This window comes from Nitrospirota bacterium, from assembly GCA_016214855.1.
GTDB lineage: Bacteria > Nitrospirota > Thermodesulfovibrionia > Thermodesulfovibrionales > UBA6898 > UBA6898.
Map to the genome: position 1 here is coordinate 1 of JACRMT010000021.1, position 18,330 is coordinate 18,330.

Consider the following 18,330-nt stretch of genomic DNA (forward strand, 5'->3'; position numbering starts at 1 on the left):
CCGAGCATTGAAGGGTTATGGGTTATTGCAGAATGTTTACGAAGAAAAACAGTTTGTCGACGGGATTATGAAATGCGAATCGAAGGTGCTTGAAAGGATGGCCGCCTGATGGCTTTTTACACACCTATTGACAAGACCTCTAGACTGCAAGCTGCTAGTATTTCCATCTATTTGTGCAGTAATGCCCATACGCATTTGTTTCGTTGTCTGTATGCAGAAATAAAAGGAGACTTATGAGACCAGTAACGACCTTCCGTGTTATACCAAAGATCCCTGAGAGCATAGAGAAACTGAGAGCGCTTGCCTATAATCTCAACTGGAGCTGGGATTATGAAGCGGTGTCTCTTATCAGGAGAATGGATCATGACATTTGGGAGGAAGCTGACCATAACCCGGTCAAGGTCCTTGGCATGATCAGTCAGGAGCGGCTTGATGAGCTCTCGAAAGACGACGGATTCCTTGCCCATTACCGCAGAGTAACGGAAAAATTTGAGCGGTACATGCATGAGCCGAAATGGTATGACAGGCATTTTGGGAAGAAGGATGCGATCATTGCTTATTTTTCACTGGAGTTTGGTATCACCGAGGCGCTGCCCATTTATTCGGGAGGTCTTGGGATCCTTGCCGGCGACCATCTGAAGTCAGCCTCTGATCTCGGCATCCCCCTTGTCGGTGTCGGGCTCCTTTACCAATGCGGCTACTTCAGACAGCATCTGAACTATGACGGGTGGCAGGCAGAAAGCTATCCGATCAACGACTTCTACAATATGGCTGTCGAAGAGGTGAAAGACAAGGACGGCAACAATCTCGTCGTGTCGATCGACCTGGCAGGCAGAAAAGTTTATGCAAAGGCATGGCTTGCGAATGTCGGCCGCGTGAGGCTCTACCTCCTGGACACGAATATCGGCCTTAACGCAGGACCGGATCATGATATAACTGACGAACTGTACGGCGGCGACAATGAAAAAAGAATGCAGCAGGAGATGGTGCTCGGTATCGGCGGCATCAGGATGCTCAAACAGCTCGGCATCATGCCGGCAGTCTGTCATATGAATGAAGGTCATTCAGCCTTTTTGGGGCTCGAGCGTATCAGGATCCTGATGCAGGAACAGAAGATGTCCTTTAAGCAGGCGATAGAGGTCGTACGGGCAGGCGGTGTATTTACCACGCATACGCCGGTGCCTGCCGGCATTGATGTATTCCCCTCGGATCTTATGAGGAAATACTTCTTTGACTATGCGAAGGAACTGGGCCTCAGCTGGGACGACTTTCTTGCCCTGGGTGCGGACAGTTATGAGAACCGTCACAACGGTTTTTCGATGGCAGCCCTTGCATTTCACCTTTCAGAGCGGGCTAATGGCGTGAGCAAGCTCCATGGGCATGTTTCAAGGAATATCTTCAGATACATATGGCCCGGGCTTCCCCAGGAAGAGATCCCGATCACATCGATAACAAACGGTATTCACCACAGATCCTGGATATCTCATGATATGGAGTCTCTCTACTACCGGTACATGGGAGAAAATTGGATCCAGGAGCCGCAGAACATGAACAAAAAGGAGCATGTTGACGAGATACCGGACGAGGAACTCTGGAGGACCCATGAGAGGAGAAGGGAAAGGCTGGTATCCTTTGCCCGGAAAAAGCTGAAAAAACAGCTCATCAGGCGCGGGGCTCCGATCACTGAGATCAAGACAGCAGAAGAGGTCCTCGATCCTGAGATACTTACCATAGGCTTTGCCCGGAGGTTTGCTACGTACAAAAGAGCTGACCTTATCCTGCGTCACCCGGACAGGCTTGCCCGCATATTGAACAATGAGAGCGCCCCGGTGCAGATCATCTTTTCCGGCAAGGCGCATCCCAGGGACACGCCGGGAAAGGAACTGATCCGGGAGCTTGTTCACCTTTCCCAGGGCGAGGAGTTCAGAAAGCGCATTGTATTCCTGGAGGACTATGACATTGCGATCGCACGCTACCTCGTGCAGGGCGTTGATGTCTGGCTCAACACGCCGCGCAGGCTTTACGAGGCATCAGGAACAAGCGGTATGAAGGCAGCTGTCAACGGAGTTCTGAACATGAGTATTCTTGACGGCTGGTGGGACGAAGCGTTCAAGGCGGGCATCGGCTGGGCGATCGGCAAAGTGGACGAATACTCTGATATCAACTACCAGTATGATATTGAGGCAAATGCCATCTATGACCTGCTCGAGAAGGAGGTTATCCCGCTCTTCTATACCAGAGGCACAGACAAATTGCCCCGCGGCTGGATACATTATATGAAGGAGTCTATCAGGAGTCTTTATCCGGTGTTTAATACCAACAGGATGGTTATTGAGTATACAGAGCGATGCTACAACATGGCTGAGAGCCGTTTCAACCTTGTCACACAAAACAACTTTGAAAATGCAAAGGCGCTTGCCGGGTTCAAGGACGGGATAGCCGGGAAGTGGTCAAAGATAAAGATCGAGGATATACGTTCTGATGCCGAGGAAAAGGTGATGATCGGACACTGCCTGTCAGTGCTCGCAACCGTGAACCTTGGAGAGATCAACCCTGATCACGTTGATGTGCAGGTCTATCACGGGCTTGTGGATAATACGGGCATGATCACTGAAGGAGTTTCAGACAGCCTTAAGGACATCAGGAAGCTGAGTGACGGGAAGTATGAGTTCTCGGGCTGCCTTAATTGCACACTGAGCGGTATGCAGGGATTCTCGATAAGGATCCTGCCGAAGAACGACCTTCTTGAGAATCCCTTTGTGCCCGGCCTTGTCAAATGGGCAGTATAAAAAGGCAAAGCGCAACCCTGAGAAAGGAAGAGAATTATGAAGCATACCCTGAAGACGGGGATTGAATCAGAGTTCACATTTCGCATTCCGGAGTCAAAGACCGTTCCGGCCCTTTATCCCGAATCAGCCGAGTTTCAGGAAATGCCGGAAGTGTTTGCCACCGGCTTTATGGTAGGGTTCCTTGAGTGGGCCTGCATTAAAGCGATAAATCCTCATCTTGACTGGCCTGGCGAACAGACTGTCGGCACGCATATTGACGTCAGTCATATCGCTGCAACGCCGGTAGGCTTTGACGTAACCGCAAAAGTAAAACTGGTCGAGGTTGACGGCAGGCGGCTCTTATTTGAGGTCGAGGCCCATGACGGCATAGACCTGATCTCAAAAGGAACGCACGAGCGCTTTATCATTAATAAGGATAAGTTTAACCTGAAGATGACAGAAAAGATCACGAAGAAGGGTTCCTAACCACAGACCAGTATCAATGGCTTCATGAACACAACTTAATTTTTCTCAGTACCCTCCTGTGGTATCATTTTTATACATCATTATGCGGTATCCCATTACGCGTGCCCTGCACCCCCGGCCAAGACAAAAAGAAAATATTCCATGGGAGGTCTCATGTTAAAGCATTTTTCGGTCAGAGATATTCTGAAAGTTCCGGCGAACATCCTTTCGCATGTAGTTATCATCGTGACCAGCGCGGCGATCGCGCTTTCATTCCCTTACCTTGTCGGATCACTGTCCCATGCCTTTATGACATCCTGGGCGATCATCGGAAATGAGAAGTTATTTCTCCTGATCGCAGAGACTGTCCTTGCTGTGCTTCTCATTCTTTTTTTCAACTATCTGGGATGGGTCTGGCGGGACAGACGGCTTGCGCGCATTGCACGGACTGCCGGACTTGTATATGCATCTACGTCCAGAGCTATCTTTGCGAGACGTCGCAACAGAAAGCTCAAAGAGGATCAGGGTATAGCACGGGATGTGATGGTGATAGGCTCAACCGGCTTCCGAACTTTCGCGGATCCACGGGGAGATCTTCATGCGGTGATAAAGAACTGCCGAAAAGCAAAGATCATGCTCCTCAATCCGGCAGGTGATGGAGCGATTACGCGGGTAAAAAGCATACTTGATCCGGAGATCACGCTTGAGAAGTTCAGGGAACAGATCAAAAGAAGCATCGATCTCCTGAAAGAGCTGAAGGCTGCCCAGAAAGATATCAGACTTAAACTTTACCAGGATGTGCCGTTCCTGAAGATGGCACTGTCAGGAGACTATCTGTGGGTGAACCATTATCATGCAGGGCTTGATGTGCAGGTCATGCCTGAATATGTCTTTGTCCACAATCAGAATCCCGGCAGCCTTTATACCATCTTTTATCAGTATTTTTTGAACCATTGGACTGATCCGCGAATTCCTGAATATGATCTGGAAACGGATGAGCTTGTCTATCGGGATGCTGCAGGAAACGAGGGGAAAAGGGAGCGTATTGAAGAGATGGAAACGGCTTCCCTGAACTGAATTGAAGAGGGGCAGGCGGTATGTCTTTCCCTGCCCCTCCTGATCACCTGTCTGCGGGCAGTGCTATTTCTTTTTTGCGGCTGTCTTCTTGACAACTTTTTTTGCGGCAGCTTTTTTCGGTGCCGCTGTCTTCTTTGCAACGGTTTTCTTGACGACTTTCTTGGCTGCAGCTTTCTTCGGCGCCGCCTTTTTCGCTACGGTTTTCTTCACAACTGCCTTCTTTACGGTTTTCTTGGCAACAGCCTTTTTAGCCGGTGCAGTCTTCTTGGGAGCAGCTTTTTTTACGGTTTTTTTCATTTTTTTGTCCTTTCCTTTTGTCGCTGTTTTTTTCGTGTTAGTCTTAACTTCTGCCTTAGCCTGTTTTATGGTCTTGCTTCTTTTTACAGCTTTTCTGAATGTTACTTCTGCCTCGAATGTCTTCTTTGTCAAAGCCTTTGTTTTTTCAGCCTGGACCATTGGCGGATGGTCTTTTTTGACTTCAACATGATACTGCTTTTTTACTGCGAGTTCGCCGGAGCTCTCGAGAACGCCGAGAATATTGTCCTCCTGAATAAGCGTTATCTCCTCCCCGTCCAGCACAATATTTTTTGTCATATAATCAATGAACATGACACGCTGACCCGGTTTCAGCACGGTAGGGACGAATAGCTTCTTTTCTTTCTTGCCCTTTTCCTGTTCGAATTTCCCGGGACCGACAGCCTCGACAATGCCCTCGGTCGGTTTTGTCCTGGCAGCGTCAGGGATGATTATGCCGCCGCTGGTTCTCTCTTCAGGTTCGCTTCTCTTGATCAGAACCCAGTCATGAAGTGGTCTAAAAGCCATGTACGATAACCTCCTGCAAAATGGTACTGCTTCATTATACTGCAAGAACCCTTTGACTGACCAGTCATTGGAGCGTTATGCCAAGAATTAATTGAAAGGTGTATTGAATATTCTGCGAAGGTCCCTGTTGTACGGTCAGCTCTGAGAATCCGGATCATGATTCCATAAGAGCAGAACTATCATTGCATAACAGAGTCTTTAGAAAGACGCTGCCCGGATCAGTTTTCCTTTATGCCGTATTTCTGCTGAAGTTCAGTATTGCCGGCAATATTCCTGATATCTCCCGTCTCAATGTTCAGCTCAAAATAGAAGCCTTTCGGCGTGACGCCGTCCGTTGCCGTATAGGTGACAAGGTATGTCTTCTCATCTGCCTTTCTTGCGATCCAGCCTATGGCCTTGAGTTTATCGGCGTTCTCTTTTGTCCACTTATTGACCAGAGCATCAACGGTTGCAGAACGATCGAGTATGTGTGATTTTTTTACCGACTCGATTGCCCAGTCAGGAGTTTTCTCAGCGTTCATATCAGGCGCGTCGCTTTTTCTCTCGGGCGACGACTGCTGTGCTGTTGGCTGCACGGGAGTGGATTGCGATAGCGGAACAGATACGCTTTTTTCAGGCACTGCCATCTGATAGGGTGAGGAGACGGGCGCCACTGCAGGCCGGGGATCGCTCTTATTTGACCAGAAAAAAAGGCCGGCGACAATAACGATAACAAAGGCAGCTCCCGCGCCAACAGCGATCTTCATGACCGGGGAATTCCCTATGCCGCTGTCTGCCCCTGCGGATATCTGCCTGAAGACAGTGTATGCATCATTGATCTTCCTGACCCGTTCATCCAGCCTGCCGCGGGAGCGCGCGTCATGAGCATCTGCCGGTGTTTTCCACACCTTGATCAGATAGTTATACGTCTGCTCAACCGACTGTGCAGGCGCATCCGCTTTTAATCCGAGCACCTCATAATAGGCATATCCGCAGGCACATTTATTCAGTGCACTTTCGTTGGTCTGTCTGCATTGAGGGCATTTCCAAGCCATGGTCTGTCTCCTTCTGAAATCATTGTAGCAGACAGCCGGGAATGCTTCAAATTTTAGAGAATCGCGGTATAATGAAAACATTGGATGTACGATGCATGCGGTGATTTTTGGAGCAGCAGAGCTGCAATAAGATCGTAACTGGCAGATTTTCATATTTTCTTCATGATAAGGGTATAGGATGAAACCATGAAAAAGATAATTTCGATACTAATCTTGACGCTCATCGGGAGTATTTCCATGGCTGACGCAGAGCAAAATAAGAAGACTGCAATTAAATGGGAAAAGGCGACTTTTGCAGGGGGCTGCTTCTGGTGCATGGAGCCGCCCTATGAAAAACTGGAAGGCGTCAAAGAAGTCCTGTCAGGATACACGGGCGGCAGGAAGGTCAATCCGACGTATGAAGAGGTATCTTCCGGCAGTACCGGTCATCTGGAGTCGATAGAGATTACCTATGATCCCTCCGTGGTCTCCTATGATACATTGCTCGACGTCTTCTGGAGAAATATCGATCCAACAGATGCGGGGGGGCAGTTTGTCGACAGGGGCGGTCAGTACCGCTCTGCTATCTTCTACCATACCGAGGATCAAAAGAAGGCTGCCGAGGCGTCGAAGCAGAGACTTGCCGGAACAGGCGTGTTCAGTAAGCCCATAGTTACGGAGATCCTGCCCGCAGCAATATTTTACAAGGCAGAGGAATATCATCAGGACTATTACAAGAAGAATCAGATCAGATACAAATTCTACCGGTTCAATTCAGGGAGGGACCAGTTCCTTGAGAAGACATGGAAGGGAAAGGCTGAGATAACGACAACTGCGCAGGGAGCAAAAACATATAGGAAACCATCAAAAGAGGAACTGAAGAAGAAGCTTACCCCGATGCAGTACAAGGTGACGCAGGAGGAAGGCACAGAACCAGCTTTCAATAATGAATACGCTAACAACAAGAAAGAGGGTATTTATGTCGATATTGTCTCGGGCGAACCGCTCTTCAGCTCGCTCGACAAGTATGATTCAGGGACCGGCTGGCCCAGCTTTACAAGGCCTCTTGAGCCGTCGAATATCGTTGAGAAGACGGACCGGAGCTGGTTCACCACACGCACAGAGGTGAGGTCCAAACAGGGTGATTCGCATCTCGGACATGTGTTCAGCGACGGTCCGAAGCCGACCGGCCTCAGATACTGCATGAACTCTGCAGCGCTCCGCTTTATCCCAAGGGAAGACCTTGAGAAAGAAGGATACGGCCAGTACAAGAAGCTGTTTGGAAAGTAGTTTTTTGGAAAGCGATAATAAATCCGAACCAGAGCCCGTTGAATTTCCGATCAACGGGGTTCTTGATCTCCACACCTTTCATCCGGGCGAGGTAAAGGATCTGCTTCCTGATTATCTGCATGAATGCAGCATGAAGGGGATTTTCGAAGTACGGATTATCCATGGAAAGGGCACGGGCGCTCTGCGTGAAACAGTTCACGCTATCCTGAGGAGACTGCCCGAGGTTTCATCATTCAAACTTGCTGATGAAACCGTAGGCAGTTGGGGTGCGACTGTTGTGGTGCTGAGACCTCTTGATTAAGACTTCTTTGTCTGTTTTTCCAGTTTCCCCTCGAACTGCTTGAACTTTCTGAAGGCTACGGACAGCGTGGACGATTCGCAGATGGCTGCCGAGATAAGCATGACATCGAGTATCTCCTCGATGCTTGCGCCTTCTTCCATTGCCCTGCCCATATGCGCATCAAGGCAGTGTTCGCACCTGAGCGCTGTTGCAGCGCTGATTGCAGCAAGTTCCGCAGTTTTCCTGTCTATTGCAGCCGGTTCCCGGTATACAGACATGCCCTTCAGCACATAGGGATTAAAGGTTTTGTGCCTCTTCTTTAATGTGCTCAGGAGGAAGCCGAGGTGCCCCCGCTGGTCTTCTATCATCTGAGAAAGGGCATCGGCCAAGCCCTCATCCTCCATGAGTGTTCTTGCCTGTTTGACCAGTTTCTTTTTATCTTTTTCTGCCATGCGCTACCTCCCCAATTCTTTTCACGATTATATCAGATTGATAAGGTCTTGACCCCTCCAGAGTTTTTGATATACCTTATCCGGAGAGGATGAATGTGAGACGTTATCAGCGAATACTATCGTTACTCCTGGGTCTTGGGCTGCTGCTGTACTGGGCAGTGCCGTCCCAGTCAAAACCAGGAGCGCTTGAAGAGGTTCAAAAGCGCGGGTACCTGCTCTGGGGCTCTGATGCAGAGGGGGGCGCTCCTTATATTTTTCCTGACCCGAAAGATCCATCACGGCTGATCGGATTTGAAGTTGATATTGCCGATGCCATAGCCCGGGAATTGGGCGTAAAGGCAAAGCAGTCGCAAAATGCATGGGACAGTCTTGTCCCTGGCCTGCAGAGAGGCGACTATGACATCGCCATGAACGGCATCGAGATCACACCCCAGAGAGAACGGGAAGTGCTTTTTTCGATGCCTTACTATATCTATACTGAACAGCTTGTTGTCAGAAAAGAAGAGTCAGCTATCCGGACAACGGATGATCTCAAAGGCAAAAAGGTAGGCACTCTCTCAGGCACTGTTGCCCAGGATATTCTGACAAAGATCGGCGGGGTAGATGTCAGGATCTATCCGGGCCAGGTCGAGCCGTATGAGGACCTTGCGATCGGCAGGATCGATGCCGTGCTCCTCGACCTTCCGATCGCTGCATATTACGGCAAGTCAAATCCGAAACTGAAATATGCCGGGACACCGATGGGTGAGGGGTTTTATGCCATTGCCGTGCGCAAAGGCGATGCAGATCTCCGGAAGGCCATAAATGATATTCTTGCAAAACTCCTCAAATCAGGCGAGCTGAAAAAGATCTATGAAAAGTGGGACCTCTGGAACGAGGCACAGGAAAAACTTTTCAGGAATATAAAAGACTCCTCCGGGTACAGCGGACTTGAGGAAAGCAAAAAAGCGCCGGTCTATACCTTCTTCCCCCTGCTCCTGAAGGGCGCCGGTCTGACGATCTTCATCTCAGCGACAGCCATGGCGCTGGCTATAACCCTGGGTCTTTTTCTGACTGTTGTGAGACTTTACAGCAGGGCGCCATTCAGCAATATCGCTACTGCTTACATAGAGGTCTATCGCGGCACCCCGCTTCTGATCCAGCTTTATATCCTGTACTATGGACTGCCGAATATCGGCATTTCTCTGAGCCCTTTTGTTGCGGCATTTCTCGGCCTCGGCATGAACTATGCAGCCTATGAGGCTGAGCTGTACCGGGCAGGCATCAGTGCGATCCCTAAGGGGCAGATGGAGGCAGCGCTCTCGCTTGGCATGACGCAGCGCATGGCTTTACGAAGGGTCGTCCTGCCCCAGGCCTTCAGGATCGCTCTGCCGGGTGTAACGAACGATTTTATAGCACTTTTCAAGGACTCTTCTCTGGTATCGATCATAGCGATGGTCGAGCTCACAAAGACCTACACCATACTTGCAGCATCGACCCTGAGATTCTTTGAGCTCGGCTTGATCGTTGCTCTCCTGTATTTTGCCATGAGCTACCCGCTTTCTCTTTTTGCGCGCAGTCTTGAGGAGAAACTGAAGGGGAAACGCAGATGATCGCGGTCAGGGATCTGCATAAGGCCTTTGGCGAACAGCAGCTCTTCAGGGGCATCAACCTTGAGATCAACAAGGGTGAGGTGGTTGTCTGCATCGGACCGTCCGGCAGCGGCAAGAGCACGTTTCTCCGGTGCATCAATGGCCTGGAATATTTCGGGAAGGGCGAGATCATGGTCGATTCCCTTGAACTGCATTCGATCAACAGGGTGAGGCCTGCCAGGGAAGACCTTGAGGCAATACGCAGGATACGGCTCAAGGTCGGCATGGTCTTTCAGCAGTTCAATCTTTTTCCTCACATGACCGTGCTCGAAAATATCATAGAGGCGCCTATGAGCGTTCTCAATGTGAGCAGGGAAGCAGCCTCTGAGCAGGCAGTGTCGCTCCTCAGGAGGATCAACCTTGAAGCAAAGGTGAGCAGCTATCCGGATCAGCTCTCCGGCGGGGAACAGCAGCGGGTCGCGATCGCGCGGGCCCTTGCCATGAAACCTGAGGCAATGCTCTTTGACGAGCCTACCTCTTCTCTTGATCCTGAAATGGTCGGCGAGGTCCTTGCGGTCATAAAAGGGCTGGTGAACGAAGGCATGACAACGGTTATCGCGACGCATGAAATGGGTTTTGCACGGGAAGTCGCTGACAGGGTTGTGGTCTTCGATAAGGGCGAGATCGTGGAGATCGGTTCGCCTGAAGAGATCTTTGCCAATCCCAGGGCTGAACGCACAAAGACCTTCCTCAGTAGGGTGCTGAAGAGTTAGCACTCAACAACATAAAGAGGCTTTTTGAGCCATAGCGCGTGCAATTTTCTATACGTTGCTCCCCTAATTCTTATAAAATAATTGCCGGGTAGAGTAATCTCTATGGCACAATATAGAAAAGGAGGATAAACAAAATGAAGGAAAAATTGACAGCAATCTTTCAAAAATCACCTTACGGATTTATTGGTTTCATTGAAGAGCTTCCAGGAGCAAATACGCAGGGAACGACATTAGAAGAAACAAGAAGTAATTTAGCAGAAGCGGTTCAGCTTGTATTAGATGCCAACAGACAGCTTTTTGAGGAAGAATTCAAGGGAATTGAAATTATAAGAGAAGACTTTGGAATGGTAACTGCTTGAAGCGAAAAGATGTAATCCGGCATCTTGAGTCAAACGGATGTGAATTCCTTCGGGAAGGCGCAAATCACACGGTATATGTAAATCGGTTGAAAAAGAAGGTCAGCACGGTTCCCCGCCACAGAGAGGTTGATGAAAACCTTGTCACGAAAATATGTAAAGACCTTGAAATACCGAAGGCATGACAACAATCATGCTCTGTTAAAGTCTGAACAGATCGGTAAGGATTAAATTAAGGGGGGAAACATATGGAAAATTTAAGCGGCCTTGAAATCGGTCTAAGTTTTATCCTCACATGGGTAGTCGGATTGCTCACTCCATTGATTATTCGATTCGTTTTACTGCGGAGACCACTCGGCAAGAAAATGGCCTTTGCTGTTTCATTTGTGCTTTATGTCATAAACTTGGCCATATTTATCGCACTCGGAAGCCAAAGCAAGACTCATGCTGTTCTATTTGTGATTGCATGGATAGCGTACGCAATATTAATCAAACAGAAAAAAGAGACGGCTCAGAAATCCCGCGTCAGTAGTCGTAATGAATATGATGAATGGAAAGCCAAAAAAGTAAGCGCTGAGCAAACCGGATTGAATCCCCCCGTTGAAGCGGAAAAACAGGAAACGGAAAACATTAATATTACGAGTCTGGACGGAAGATTGACCGGATGGAAAAGATTATGGATATTATCGTCAGCAATATGGTTGATCATTCTATTTGCAAACGCTTTTTCAGAAAGAGAGTTTCCAATGCCGGAATTCACTCCGCATAAAGACGAATTCTACAAGAAAATGTCACAAGAATCTCGATCTCTCATTGCAGGTAAATTCAATACTAATGCACAGGAAACCTTTAAAGTAAAATTGACTACTGGGCATGTCTTTAGCATTAATATTAATCCTAACGATCCACGCAATGAAGCACTGATAGTGCACATGATTAAGGAGTATTGGTCAATTGTTGAAGCTTACACATGGGAGCTAAGGGCAATCTACATCGTTAAATTTATATTGACCTGGGCACTTCCTTGCTTATTTGTATATGTCTTAGGTATGGGCTTCAGATGGGTCTATGCGGGTTTTAAGTGAGCTAATGTGCCTCCCATCATAATAACGGGCAACAAACTGATAGAAGCCATCTCAAAAATGCCTTCTGAGGAGAATAAAGGTGCCCTGAGGAACAAAGGCCGTAACATTCTGAACATGGTATTCATAGCGCGCAATGCACCGATACTCAAACACTCGATACCTCCATCATCCGTATTCTTTTACTGACAAAAAAACTGAGTCTAAGACAGCGTTTCACTATGAATTTGCTGTATTCTCTGACAAAGTTGAAATGATTTCCTGCCTGCGTTCCAGTGGTAAAGAATTGATAAGCTTTTTTAAGTAAAGTAGATAATATTCGTCTACATATTTATTTATAATTCCAAGCGCAAAATCTTCGGGAGATCTTCCCTCGGCTTCTGCTAAAGCACGAAGCTGATTCGCTGTGCTACGTGGAGCTTTTAATGTAATAACATTAAATAATCCTTCTATTTTTCCTGCACTCTGACTATTTACGGGCGAAGCAAATATTGGATGACCGAAAAATTCATCGATTTTATATTCATCAGATTTTCTTATATTTCCTGCAATTAATGCCTTTAACCCTCGCGGCTCACCCAGAAGCCATTCCTTTAGTAAATGTATGAATTTATTTATGTCGTCCAAATTCAACCTTCTACAACAACCATCTGCAATAGTTTGATATCGCACTGAATTACTGTGAGCTATCTCCTTTACAGATTTTTGGTAAGCCTTAGAAGGTGAAATGCCGGTTGCGTAGTATTTCTTTGTAAGTTCAAGGACACCCAAAATCTGATCAAGCGTTTTCGTAGTTAACATGCTCCTCATCCTCCTTAATTTCTGAAAGTAGATATCGAAAATATTATATCTACGAATCTTATTATTGTCAAGATAGTAAGATTCGTAGATATAATTTCTTTTATGGAGGAGATGTTTGCAGATAGCGACTTCCTATTTCCTTTTAAAGAATGCTATGGACAGGGAAAAGCGGATTCTTATGGAAACCCTCAGAATAACGAAAGAGAAGATCTGCAGACTTGCAGGGACTCCAGGCGTTGGTCCGGAAGGTTGAAGTTGCACATACAGAAACAAACGATATGCAGCTCATTGACTACAATTCTCTTTTTTCCAATCTGTTACCCGGCAGGCTTGAATCTGTTTGTGCATTGTGTTAATCTGTGTTACATGGAGGTGAGATGATGAGCACTACCCTGACCATACGCATTGATGAAGAAACGAAGAGCCGCCTTGACACTCTTGCCCGAGCCACAACCCGATCAAAATCATATCTTGTAAGCAATGCCATAGAGGAATTTCTCAAACAGAATGAATGGCATATTCAGGAGATCAGGAAGACAGTTGCAAAAGCTGATAAACCTGATGCGAGGTTTGCAGATCACGAAGATGTTGCCTCCTGGCTGCGAACGTGGGGAACTGACAAAGAACTGGATCCACCCAAATGAGAATACGGTGGTTCGCCGCTGCTATTCAGGATCTTATCTCCTTGAGACAATATATCGCCGCTGAGAGGCCTGAAACCGCTGCAGATGTTGCCGCACGTATCCTGAGCTGTGTTGAAAATCTCAGTATCCATCCTGCATCGGGAAGGACCGGCAGAGTTGAAGGCACCCGCGAGCTGGTCATTGCAGAACTCCCGTTTATTGTTCCCTATCGCGTCAGAAACAGAACAGTCGAAATTCTGCGTGTGCTGCATACATCCAGAAAATGGCCGACCCGGCGCAAGAAATAATATTACCTATGAAAGAACAAACTGCCTTGACACACTGATCTTCGGTGATTTCAGAGATGTTTTTGGGCAGTGCCGATAGTGCTTTTTGCTGTCTTCAGCCTGTTATAATATCTCCCATGCAATTAACTGCTTATTTTATTCTTGCTGCCTATATCCTGATCCAGTGCGCAAGCTATTGGCTGGACTTTATCAATATCAAACACATGAAGCAGAAGGGTCTTGCCATACCTTCTGGTTTTGAGGGATATATCGACGTGGCGCTGCTGAAGAAGACCCATGCGTATACCATCGAACATAACACTGTCGGCCTTGTCGAATCGGTGATCAGCAACATCATCACCCTTGTCTTTATTTATGGCGGCCTGCTTGCCATTTATGCCGCTTGGATCTCATCTCTTTCCGCCTCTTTCATTATCCAGGGCCTGCTCTTTTTCCTTATCCTGAGTTATGCAGGCTCTCTGCTCTCGATCCCGTTCAGCCTGTATAACACCTTCAAAATAGAAAATAAATATGGCTTCAATACTATGACCATGAAGCTCTGGATCACTGATCTTATCAAGTCAACGCTCATCTCGACCGTGCTGATGGGGATCGTTATGACGTGTGGTTTATGGATCATCCAGAAGAGCCCTGAGCTCTGGTGGCTTTATGTCTGGTCTTTCTTTTTTGTCTTCAGCATATTCATGATGTATATCTCTCCGTATGTGATCGAGCCGCTCTTTAATACATTCACGCCGCTTGAAGGCGATACTCTTGAGGAGAAGATAAAGACGATGATGCAGAAGACCGGCATAATGGTCAGCCGCGTTTTCAAGATCGATGCCTCAAAGCGCAGCCATCATACGAACGCATACTTCACCGGCATCGGCAAGACCAAGCGGATCGTGCTCTATGACACTCTCTTGAACAAGATGGATGAGGATGAGGTTCTTGCGGTGCTGGCCCATGAAGGCGGACACTGGAAGAAAAAACATGTGCTCAAGATGCTCGTGATCTTTGAAACGCTTTCATTAGCCGGTGCGTATATTGCCTTCAAGGTTCTTAATGCAGGACTGCTTGCAGAGATTTTTGGTATCAGGGGCAATACGTTTTTCGCTGAACTGGTGCTCATCAGTTTTGTTTTTAGTATTGTCTCTTTTCCCTTTACGCCGCTTTTCAGTGCCTTTTCCCGTAAACATGAGCGTGAGGCTGACCGGTTTGCTGTAGATATTGCGCCAAAGCCGGATGCACTTGCCACATCACTGATCAAGCTTTCAAAGGACAATCTTTCGAATCTGCATCCTCATCCGCTGTATGCTGCCTTTCACTATTCACACCCGCCTGTTGTTGAACGGGTAGCAAAGATCCATGAGATGGCAAAGGAAAGATCATGAAGGAAAAGGTTGTCTTTGCATGGTCGAGCGGAAAAAACAGCCATGCGAGATGCCCTTCTCAGATACAAGGCAGAGGGAGTGACCAGTGTCGCATTTGGCGATCTTTTCCTGGAGGACCTGAAGGCTTACCTCGAAAAAAAGCTTGCAGAAGTCGGGATGAAGGCGGTCTTTCCCCTCTGGAAGCGCGACACAACTGAGCTTGCCCGCACGTTCATCAGACAGGGGTTCAGGGCGATCATCACATGTGTTGACTCACAGGTGCTTGACAGCAGCTTCTCCGGACGGTTTTATGATGAGCAGTTCCTTGCAGACCTCCCGTCTTATGTTGACCCCTGCGGCGAAAACGGCGAGTTCCATTCCTTTGTCTTTGACGGTCCTCTGTTCAAGCAGACTGTCTGCTTTGAAAAAGGCGAGGTTGTTGTCAGAGACAGCCGCTTTTACTCCTGCGAACTCCTGCCGATCTGACTGTCTGCAAGTTATCAGAGCACATATCTGGTAATATAGGCTTATGGAAAGAAGATGCAGGGAAATCTGCGGTGATGATGTCAGAAACTGCTTTATTGACAATCAAAACCAGATCGACTGTATAGCGGACATGGTGCTGAATAAGGTTTTTGCCGTCAGTTTATGCATTGAGCCTGTCCTCAATGACGCGAGTGAGGAGATGAACAGGCTATATCTCAAACAGGCAATGCATGCCCTGAACGAACTGACCAACTGGATCAAATATCTGCAGGTGGTAAAGGATATAAAACTGCTTGCGGCGGTATCCGAAGACAGGATGTCCGACAGAAGGCGTGAAAGCAGATATCCCATGCCGGAGATATATCAAAGGCATCTCAAATTCCAAGTTGCTGTTTCTGACTTATTAATCCCTGTCAGGCTGGTCAATTTCAGCCGTCACGGGCTTTCCCTTGTTATTGCCGATAAATTGTCAGTTGATTCATCATACCGGTGCATGATTTCAACTGCTCAGACAATAAGAAAGGAAACCTCCTTTAATATCAGGGTAAGGCACTGCGCCGGACATGCTGACGGATTTCTTGTGGGAGCAGAGATAGAGGACATTGCTGACAGTCTGTCTTTTGATTTTTTTGAAAATATAGTCAGCTTCATGGATGCTGTTTCAGATAAGAACCGGTCGGAGGCCGGGGAATAAGCCCCGGAATACTGATGGAACAGACACCTATCGATCTGAAGAAGGAACAGCAAGCCTCAATGACACGGCTGCCGTACAAATACTCAGTGGCGGCCCGGTTCTTTTTTCTCATGATGGATCTGGTTACCGGCAGGAAAGAAACGCTTGCCAAGGCAAAACTCCTCGAAACTCTGGCCAGCATCCCCTATCGGGCCTGGGAGAACCGTCAATATGCCAGGATGACACAGCACTACCAGGACCGGGATCTCGTGCAGCAGGCCCGCACCATTACCGCATGGGGGCGGGAGGCCCAGGATAACGAGTATTGGCATCTGCTCGTTATTAATGAAAAGATGAAAGAGGACCGTATGAGGGATCCGTGGTATTTATTCCCTCTTATTCCCTTTCTGATGGCCGGTTCCTATGGCGTGTTGTCATGGGCACTTGCTCTGATGAATATGCCCCGTGCGTTTCTGTTTAACGCCGAGTTCGAGGATCATGCCGAGCATGTGTATGCGCAGCTTGTTCAGGAGCATCCGGAATGGGAAGAACAGCCTGTGCACAATGACCTGGTAAAGAAGTATGGCGAGTTCACAACATGGGCGGAAGTGTTCAGGCGAATCGGACTTGATGAACGCGATCACATGAACAACAGTTTTATCTTCTGTAACAAACCGGACCGTGTTGTAAGGTACGACGGTATGCCAGTGGTTCATGAAATGGTAAAAGAGAGATCGTGAAAAAAGGTGGTTTTCGCGTGGTCGAGCAGAAAGGACTATGCCCTGCACTCCCGCATCACGTTGATCCCTGCGGCGGGAATAGAGCGTTCTGTTCCTTTATCTTTGCCGGCCGCTGCTCAAGCAACCAGTCGGATACGAAAAAAGGCGAGGTTGTTGTCAGGAATAACCGCTTTCACTTCCGCGAACTCCTGTCAGTCTGATTGTCTATTTCCCCGCGAGCAGAGCCTTCAGCACATTGCCGAGGCGTTTTATGCCGGTCCTGATGGTTTCCTCATCAACGCTTGAGTAGTTCAGGCGGAGGGTGTTGACGTCTTTTTTGTTTACGTAGAAAGGATCGCCCGGCACGAAGGCAACTTTCTGTTTGACCGCTTCTTTGAAGACCTCCATCGCCGACATGCCTGCCGGGAGAGTGGCCCAGAGAAACATGCCTCCTTCAGGGTGGGTATAGGCGATCTCGGCCGGAAAATATTCCTGTATCGCACTGACCATCGCGTCCCTCTGCTTTCCATACGCCTGCCGGATCTTGTTGATATGCGCATCGATATCGTTGTCTTTCAGATACTGATGGATGATCCGCTGGCCGAAATAGTTGGTATGCAGGTCAGAGGCCTGCTTGGCGATCACCAGTTTTTCCATGATCTCATTGTTTGCAACGATCCAGCCGATGCGAAAGGAAGGGACCACGGTCTTGGAAAACGAGCCGAGGAGCACGGTGTTTTCCGGAAGGAGCTGATAAAAAGAGGGTTTTTCTTTTCCCAGGAACCGCAGTTCTCCATATGGATCGTCCTCTACCAGGATCGTCCGCTTGCCCTTGAGCGCATGAGCCACGCCTTTTCGATTCTCCTCGGAATAGCTTATGCCTGAAGGATTCTGAAAGTTCGGCACGCAGTAGAATATCTTCACAAAATGTTCGGACACGATCTCATGGAATGGCTCGAGCTCTATCCCTTCTTCATTCACCGGAACCGGGTGGAATCTTGCCTTGTAGATCGAAAAAGCCTGAATGGCACCCAGATAGCCGGGCTCTTCAATGATGACGTTGTCTCCGTCGTTCAGGAGGGTCTTTCCGAGGAGGTCCATGCCCTGCTGGGAACCTGAGGTGATCAGGATGTTGTCAGGATGAATAGGGATATGTTTTGACCGGTACCGGTCTGCTATCCACTCCCTCAGTTCGACATAACCTTCAGAGGAACTGTACTGCAGCACGTCCTTGCCCGACTCTTCCAGCAGCTTGCCGGTAGCTTTTTTTATCTCCTCCAGAGGGAACAGATCCCGGTTCGGCAGGCCGCCGGCAAAGGAGATGACAGACCCGTCCACTGCCAGTTTCAGGATCTCCCTGATAAAGGATCTCGGCACATCAGATATTCTGTCTGAGAAGATATTGCCCATGCTGTTTCC

22 protein-coding genes and 1 pseudogene are annotated in these 18,330 nt (G+C 48.2%); 18 read left to right on the forward strand and 5 right to left on the reverse strand.

Going from position 1 to position 18,330, the window contains the following annotated elements; genetic code table 11:
* The first annotated feature begins 233 nt into the window (after positions 1 to 233).
* The 3 genes from glgP (at position 234) to HZB62_15595 (ending at position 4,310) form a co-directional block, all read left to right on the forward strand.
* A complete protein-coding gene (gene glgP, locus HZB62_15585; protein ID MBI5076573.1) occupies positions 234 to 2,789 on the forward strand; it encodes an alpha-glucan family phosphorylase in 2,556 nt (851 codons plus the stop codon).
* A 36-nt stretch (positions 2,790 to 2,825) separates the two neighbouring features.
* Positions 2,826 to 3,254 (forward strand): thioesterase family protein, encoded by a 429-nt coding sequence (locus HZB62_15590; GenBank protein ID MBI5076574.1) that lies wholly within the window; start codon positions 2,826 to 2,828, stop codon positions 3,252 to 3,254.
* 153 nt (positions 3,255 to 3,407) lie between these two features.
* A complete protein-coding gene (locus HZB62_15595) occupies positions 3,408 to 4,310 on the forward strand; it encodes a hypothetical protein (GenBank protein ID MBI5076575.1) in 903 nt (300 codons plus the stop codon).
* A gap of 519 nt (positions 4,311 to 4,829) precedes the next feature.
* On the opposite strand, the pseudogene HZB62_15600 reads toward HZB62_15595, so the two are convergent.
* Both HZB62_15600 and HZB62_15605 read right to left on the reverse strand, forming a co-directional pair.
* Positions 4,830 to 5,132 (reverse strand): annotated as a pseudogene (locus HZB62_15600) (co-chaperone GroES).
* 218 nt (positions 5,133 to 5,350) lie between these two features.
* A complete protein-coding gene (locus HZB62_15605; protein ID MBI5076576.1) occupies positions 5,351 to 6,166 on the reverse strand; it encodes a hypothetical protein in 816 nt (271 codons plus the stop codon).
* Between the two features lie 186 nt (positions 6,167 to 6,352).
* On the opposite strand from HZB62_15605, the gene msrB reads away from it, so the two are divergent.
* The gene (gene msrB / locus HZB62_15610) at positions 6,353 to 7,435 is read left to right on the forward strand and encodes a peptide-methionine (R)-S-oxide reductase MsrB (protein MBI5076577.1); all 1,083 of its coding nucleotides are present in this window, start codon (positions 6,353 to 6,355) and stop codon (positions 7,433 to 7,435) included.
* Entirely contained in the window at positions 7,425 to 7,736 is a 312-nt protein-coding gene (locus HZB62_15615) for a Smr/MutS family protein (protein ID MBI5076578.1), read from the forward strand. The genes msrB and HZB62_15615 overlap by 11 nt, the downstream gene beginning before the upstream one ends.
* Here the strand turns inward: HZB62_15615 and HZB62_15620 are convergent.
* Positions 7,733 to 8,167 carry a carboxymuconolactone decarboxylase family protein gene (locus HZB62_15620; GenBank protein ID MBI5076579.1) on the reverse strand — a complete coding sequence of 145 codons (435 nt, stop codon included), beginning with the start codon at positions 8,165 to 8,167 and terminating at the stop codon, positions 7,733 to 7,735. The two genes, HZB62_15615 and HZB62_15620, sit on opposite strands and share 4 nt — an antisense overlap.
* Before the next feature lie 89 nt (positions 8,168 to 8,256).
* On the opposite strand from HZB62_15620, the gene HZB62_15625 reads away from it, so the two are divergent.
* The 5 genes from HZB62_15625 (at position 8,257) to HZB62_15645 (ending at position 11,952) form a co-directional block, all read left to right on the forward strand.
* Positions 8,257 to 9,759 (forward strand): ABC transporter permease subunit, encoded by a 1,503-nt coding sequence (locus HZB62_15625; protein MBI5076580.1) that lies wholly within the window; start codon positions 8,257 to 8,259, stop codon positions 9,757 to 9,759.
* On the forward strand, positions 9,756 to 10,511 hold the full coding sequence (locus tag HZB62_15630; GenBank protein MBI5076581.1) for an amino acid ABC transporter ATP-binding protein: 756 nt from the start codon (positions 9,756 to 9,758) through the stop codon (positions 10,509 to 10,511). The genes HZB62_15625 and HZB62_15630 overlap by 4 nt, the downstream gene beginning before the upstream one ends.
* Before the next feature lie 134 nt (positions 10,512 to 10,645).
* Positions 10,646 to 10,870: a type II toxin-antitoxin system HicB family antitoxin gene (locus tag HZB62_15635; protein ID MBI5076582.1), complete on the forward strand. Its 225-nt coding sequence runs from the start codon at positions 10,646 to 10,648 to the stop codon at positions 10,868 to 10,870.
* Positions 10,867 to 11,052, forward strand: coding sequence for a type II toxin-antitoxin system HicA family toxin (locus tag HZB62_15640; GenBank protein MBI5076583.1), 186 nt, complete (start codon positions 10,867 to 10,869; stop codon positions 11,050 to 11,052). The genes HZB62_15635 and HZB62_15640 overlap by 4 nt, the downstream gene beginning before the upstream one ends.
* A gap of 63 nt (positions 11,053 to 11,115) precedes the next feature.
* Positions 11,116 to 11,952: a hypothetical protein gene (locus HZB62_15645; GenBank protein ID MBI5076584.1), complete on the forward strand. Its 837-nt coding sequence runs from the start codon at positions 11,116 to 11,118 to the stop codon at positions 11,950 to 11,952.
* A gap of 216 nt (positions 11,953 to 12,168) precedes the next feature.
* Here HZB62_15645 and HZB62_15650 read toward each other — a convergent pair whose 3' ends face one another.
* Positions 12,169 to 12,750 carry a hypothetical protein gene (locus HZB62_15650; GenBank protein ID MBI5076585.1) on the reverse strand — a complete coding sequence of 194 codons (582 nt, stop codon included), beginning with the start codon at positions 12,748 to 12,750 and terminating at the stop codon, positions 12,169 to 12,171.
* Between the two features lie 115 nt (positions 12,751 to 12,865).
* On the opposite strand from HZB62_15650, the gene HZB62_15655 reads away from it, so the two are divergent.
* The 8 genes from HZB62_15655 to HZB62_15690 all read left to right on the forward strand — a co-directional run bounded on the left by HZB62_15655 (position 12,866) and on the right by HZB62_15690 (position 17,132).
* Positions 12,866 to 13,003, forward strand: a complete 138-nt coding sequence (locus HZB62_15655; protein ID MBI5076586.1) for a hypothetical protein — start codon at positions 12,866 to 12,868, stop codon at positions 13,001 to 13,003.
* Positions 13,004 to 13,130: 127 nt separating this feature from the next.
* Complete coding sequence (locus HZB62_15660) at positions 13,131 to 13,394, forward strand: ribbon-helix-helix protein, CopG family (protein MBI5076587.1); 264 nt, start codon at positions 13,131 to 13,133, stop codon at positions 13,392 to 13,394.
* Positions 13,391 to 13,681 (forward strand): type II toxin-antitoxin system RelE/ParE family toxin, encoded by a 291-nt coding sequence (locus tag HZB62_15665; GenBank protein MBI5076588.1) that lies wholly within the window; start codon positions 13,391 to 13,393, stop codon positions 13,679 to 13,681. The genes HZB62_15660 and HZB62_15665 overlap by 4 nt, the downstream gene beginning before the upstream one ends.
* A 116-nt stretch (positions 13,682 to 13,797) precedes the next feature.
* Positions 13,798 to 15,054: a M48 family metallopeptidase gene (locus HZB62_15670; GenBank protein MBI5076589.1), complete on the forward strand. Its 1,257-nt coding sequence runs from the start codon at positions 13,798 to 13,800 to the stop codon at positions 15,052 to 15,054.
* 42 nt (positions 15,055 to 15,096) lie between these two features.
* Positions 15,097 to 15,519, forward strand: coding sequence for a hypothetical protein (locus HZB62_15675; protein MBI5076590.1), 423 nt, complete (start codon positions 15,097 to 15,099; stop codon positions 15,517 to 15,519).
* 43 nt (positions 15,520 to 15,562) lie between these two features.
* Positions 15,563 to 16,213 (forward strand): PilZ domain-containing protein, encoded by a 651-nt coding sequence (locus tag HZB62_15680; protein ID MBI5076591.1) that lies wholly within the window; start codon positions 15,563 to 15,565, stop codon positions 16,211 to 16,213.
* A 14-nt stretch (positions 16,214 to 16,227) separates the two neighbouring features.
* Positions 16,228 to 16,932: a hypothetical protein gene (locus HZB62_15685; GenBank protein ID MBI5076592.1), complete on the forward strand. Its 705-nt coding sequence runs from the start codon at positions 16,228 to 16,230 to the stop codon at positions 16,930 to 16,932.
* A complete protein-coding gene (locus HZB62_15690) occupies positions 16,929 to 17,132 on the forward strand; it encodes a hypothetical protein (protein ID MBI5076593.1) in 204 nt (67 codons plus the stop codon). Before HZB62_15685 ends, HZB62_15690 begins: the two co-directional genes overlap by 4 nt.
* A 4-nt stretch (positions 17,133 to 17,136) precedes the next feature.
* Here HZB62_15690 and HZB62_15695 read toward each other — a convergent pair whose 3' ends face one another.
* Positions 17,137 to 18,321 (reverse strand): PLP-dependent aminotransferase family protein, encoded by a 1,185-nt coding sequence (locus tag HZB62_15695; GenBank protein ID MBI5076594.1) that lies wholly within the window; start codon positions 18,319 to 18,321, stop codon positions 17,137 to 17,139.
* Between the last annotated feature and the right edge of the window lie 9 nt (positions 18,322 to 18,330).

Bases quoted from the DNA above. Each gene is read 5' to 3' on its own strand.
- HZB62_15680 (MBI5076591.1), top strand. From the start codon at position 15,563: ATGGAAAGAAGATGCAGGGAAATCTGCGGTGATGATGTCAGAAACTGC.
- msrB (MBI5076577.1), top strand. From the start codon at position 6,353: ATGAAAAAGATAATTTCGATACTAATCTTGACGCTCATCGGGAGTATT.
- HZB62_15635 (MBI5076582.1), top strand. From the start codon at position 10,646: ATGAAGGAAAAATTGACAGCAATCTTTCAAAAATCACCTTACGGATTT.
- HZB62_15645 (MBI5076584.1), top strand. From the start codon at position 11,116: ATGGAAAATTTAAGCGGCCTTGAAATCGGTCTAAGTTTTATCCTCACA.
- HZB62_15625 (MBI5076580.1), top strand. From the start codon at position 8,257: ATGAATGTGAGACGTTATCAGCGAATACTATCGTTACTCCTGGGTCTT.
- HZB62_15630 (MBI5076581.1), top strand. From the start codon at position 9,756: ATGATCGCGGTCAGGGATCTGCATAAGGCCTTTGGCGAACAGCAGCTC.
- HZB62_15620 (MBI5076579.1), bottom strand. From the start codon at position 8,167: ATGGCAGAAAAAGATAAAAAGAAACTGGTCAAACAGGCAAGAACACTC.
- HZB62_15695 (MBI5076594.1), bottom strand. From the start codon at position 18,321: ATGGGCAATATCTTCTCAGACAGAATATCTGATGTGCCGAGATCCTTT.
- HZB62_15595 (MBI5076575.1), top strand. From the start codon at position 3,408: ATGTTAAAGCATTTTTCGGTCAGAGATATTCTGAAAGTTCCGGCGAAC.
- glgP (MBI5076573.1), top strand. From the start codon at position 234: ATGAGACCAGTAACGACCTTCCGTGTTATACCAAAGATCCCTGAGAGC.
- HZB62_15665 (MBI5076588.1), top strand. From the start codon at position 13,391: ATGAGAATACGGTGGTTCGCCGCTGCTATTCAGGATCTTATCTCCTTG.
- HZB62_15650 (MBI5076585.1), bottom strand. From the start codon at position 12,750: ATGTTAACTACGAAAACGCTTGATCAGATTTTGGGTGTCCTTGAACTT.
- HZB62_15660 (MBI5076587.1), top strand. From the start codon at position 13,131: ATGAGCACTACCCTGACCATACGCATTGATGAAGAAACGAAGAGCCGC.
- HZB62_15675 (MBI5076590.1), top strand. From the start codon at position 15,097: ATGCGAGATGCCCTTCTCAGATACAAGGCAGAGGGAGTGACCAGTGTC.
- HZB62_15605 (MBI5076576.1), bottom strand. From the start codon at position 6,166: ATGGCTTGGAAATGCCCTCAATGCAGACAGACCAACGAAAGTGCACTG.
- HZB62_15685 (MBI5076592.1), top strand. From the start codon at position 16,228: ATGGAACAGACACCTATCGATCTGAAGAAGGAACAGCAAGCCTCAATG.
- HZB62_15590 (MBI5076574.1), top strand. From the start codon at position 2,826: ATGAAGCATACCCTGAAGACGGGGATTGAATCAGAGTTCACATTTCGC.
- HZB62_15670 (MBI5076589.1), top strand. From the start codon at position 13,798: ATGCAATTAACTGCTTATTTTATTCTTGCTGCCTATATCCTGATCCAG.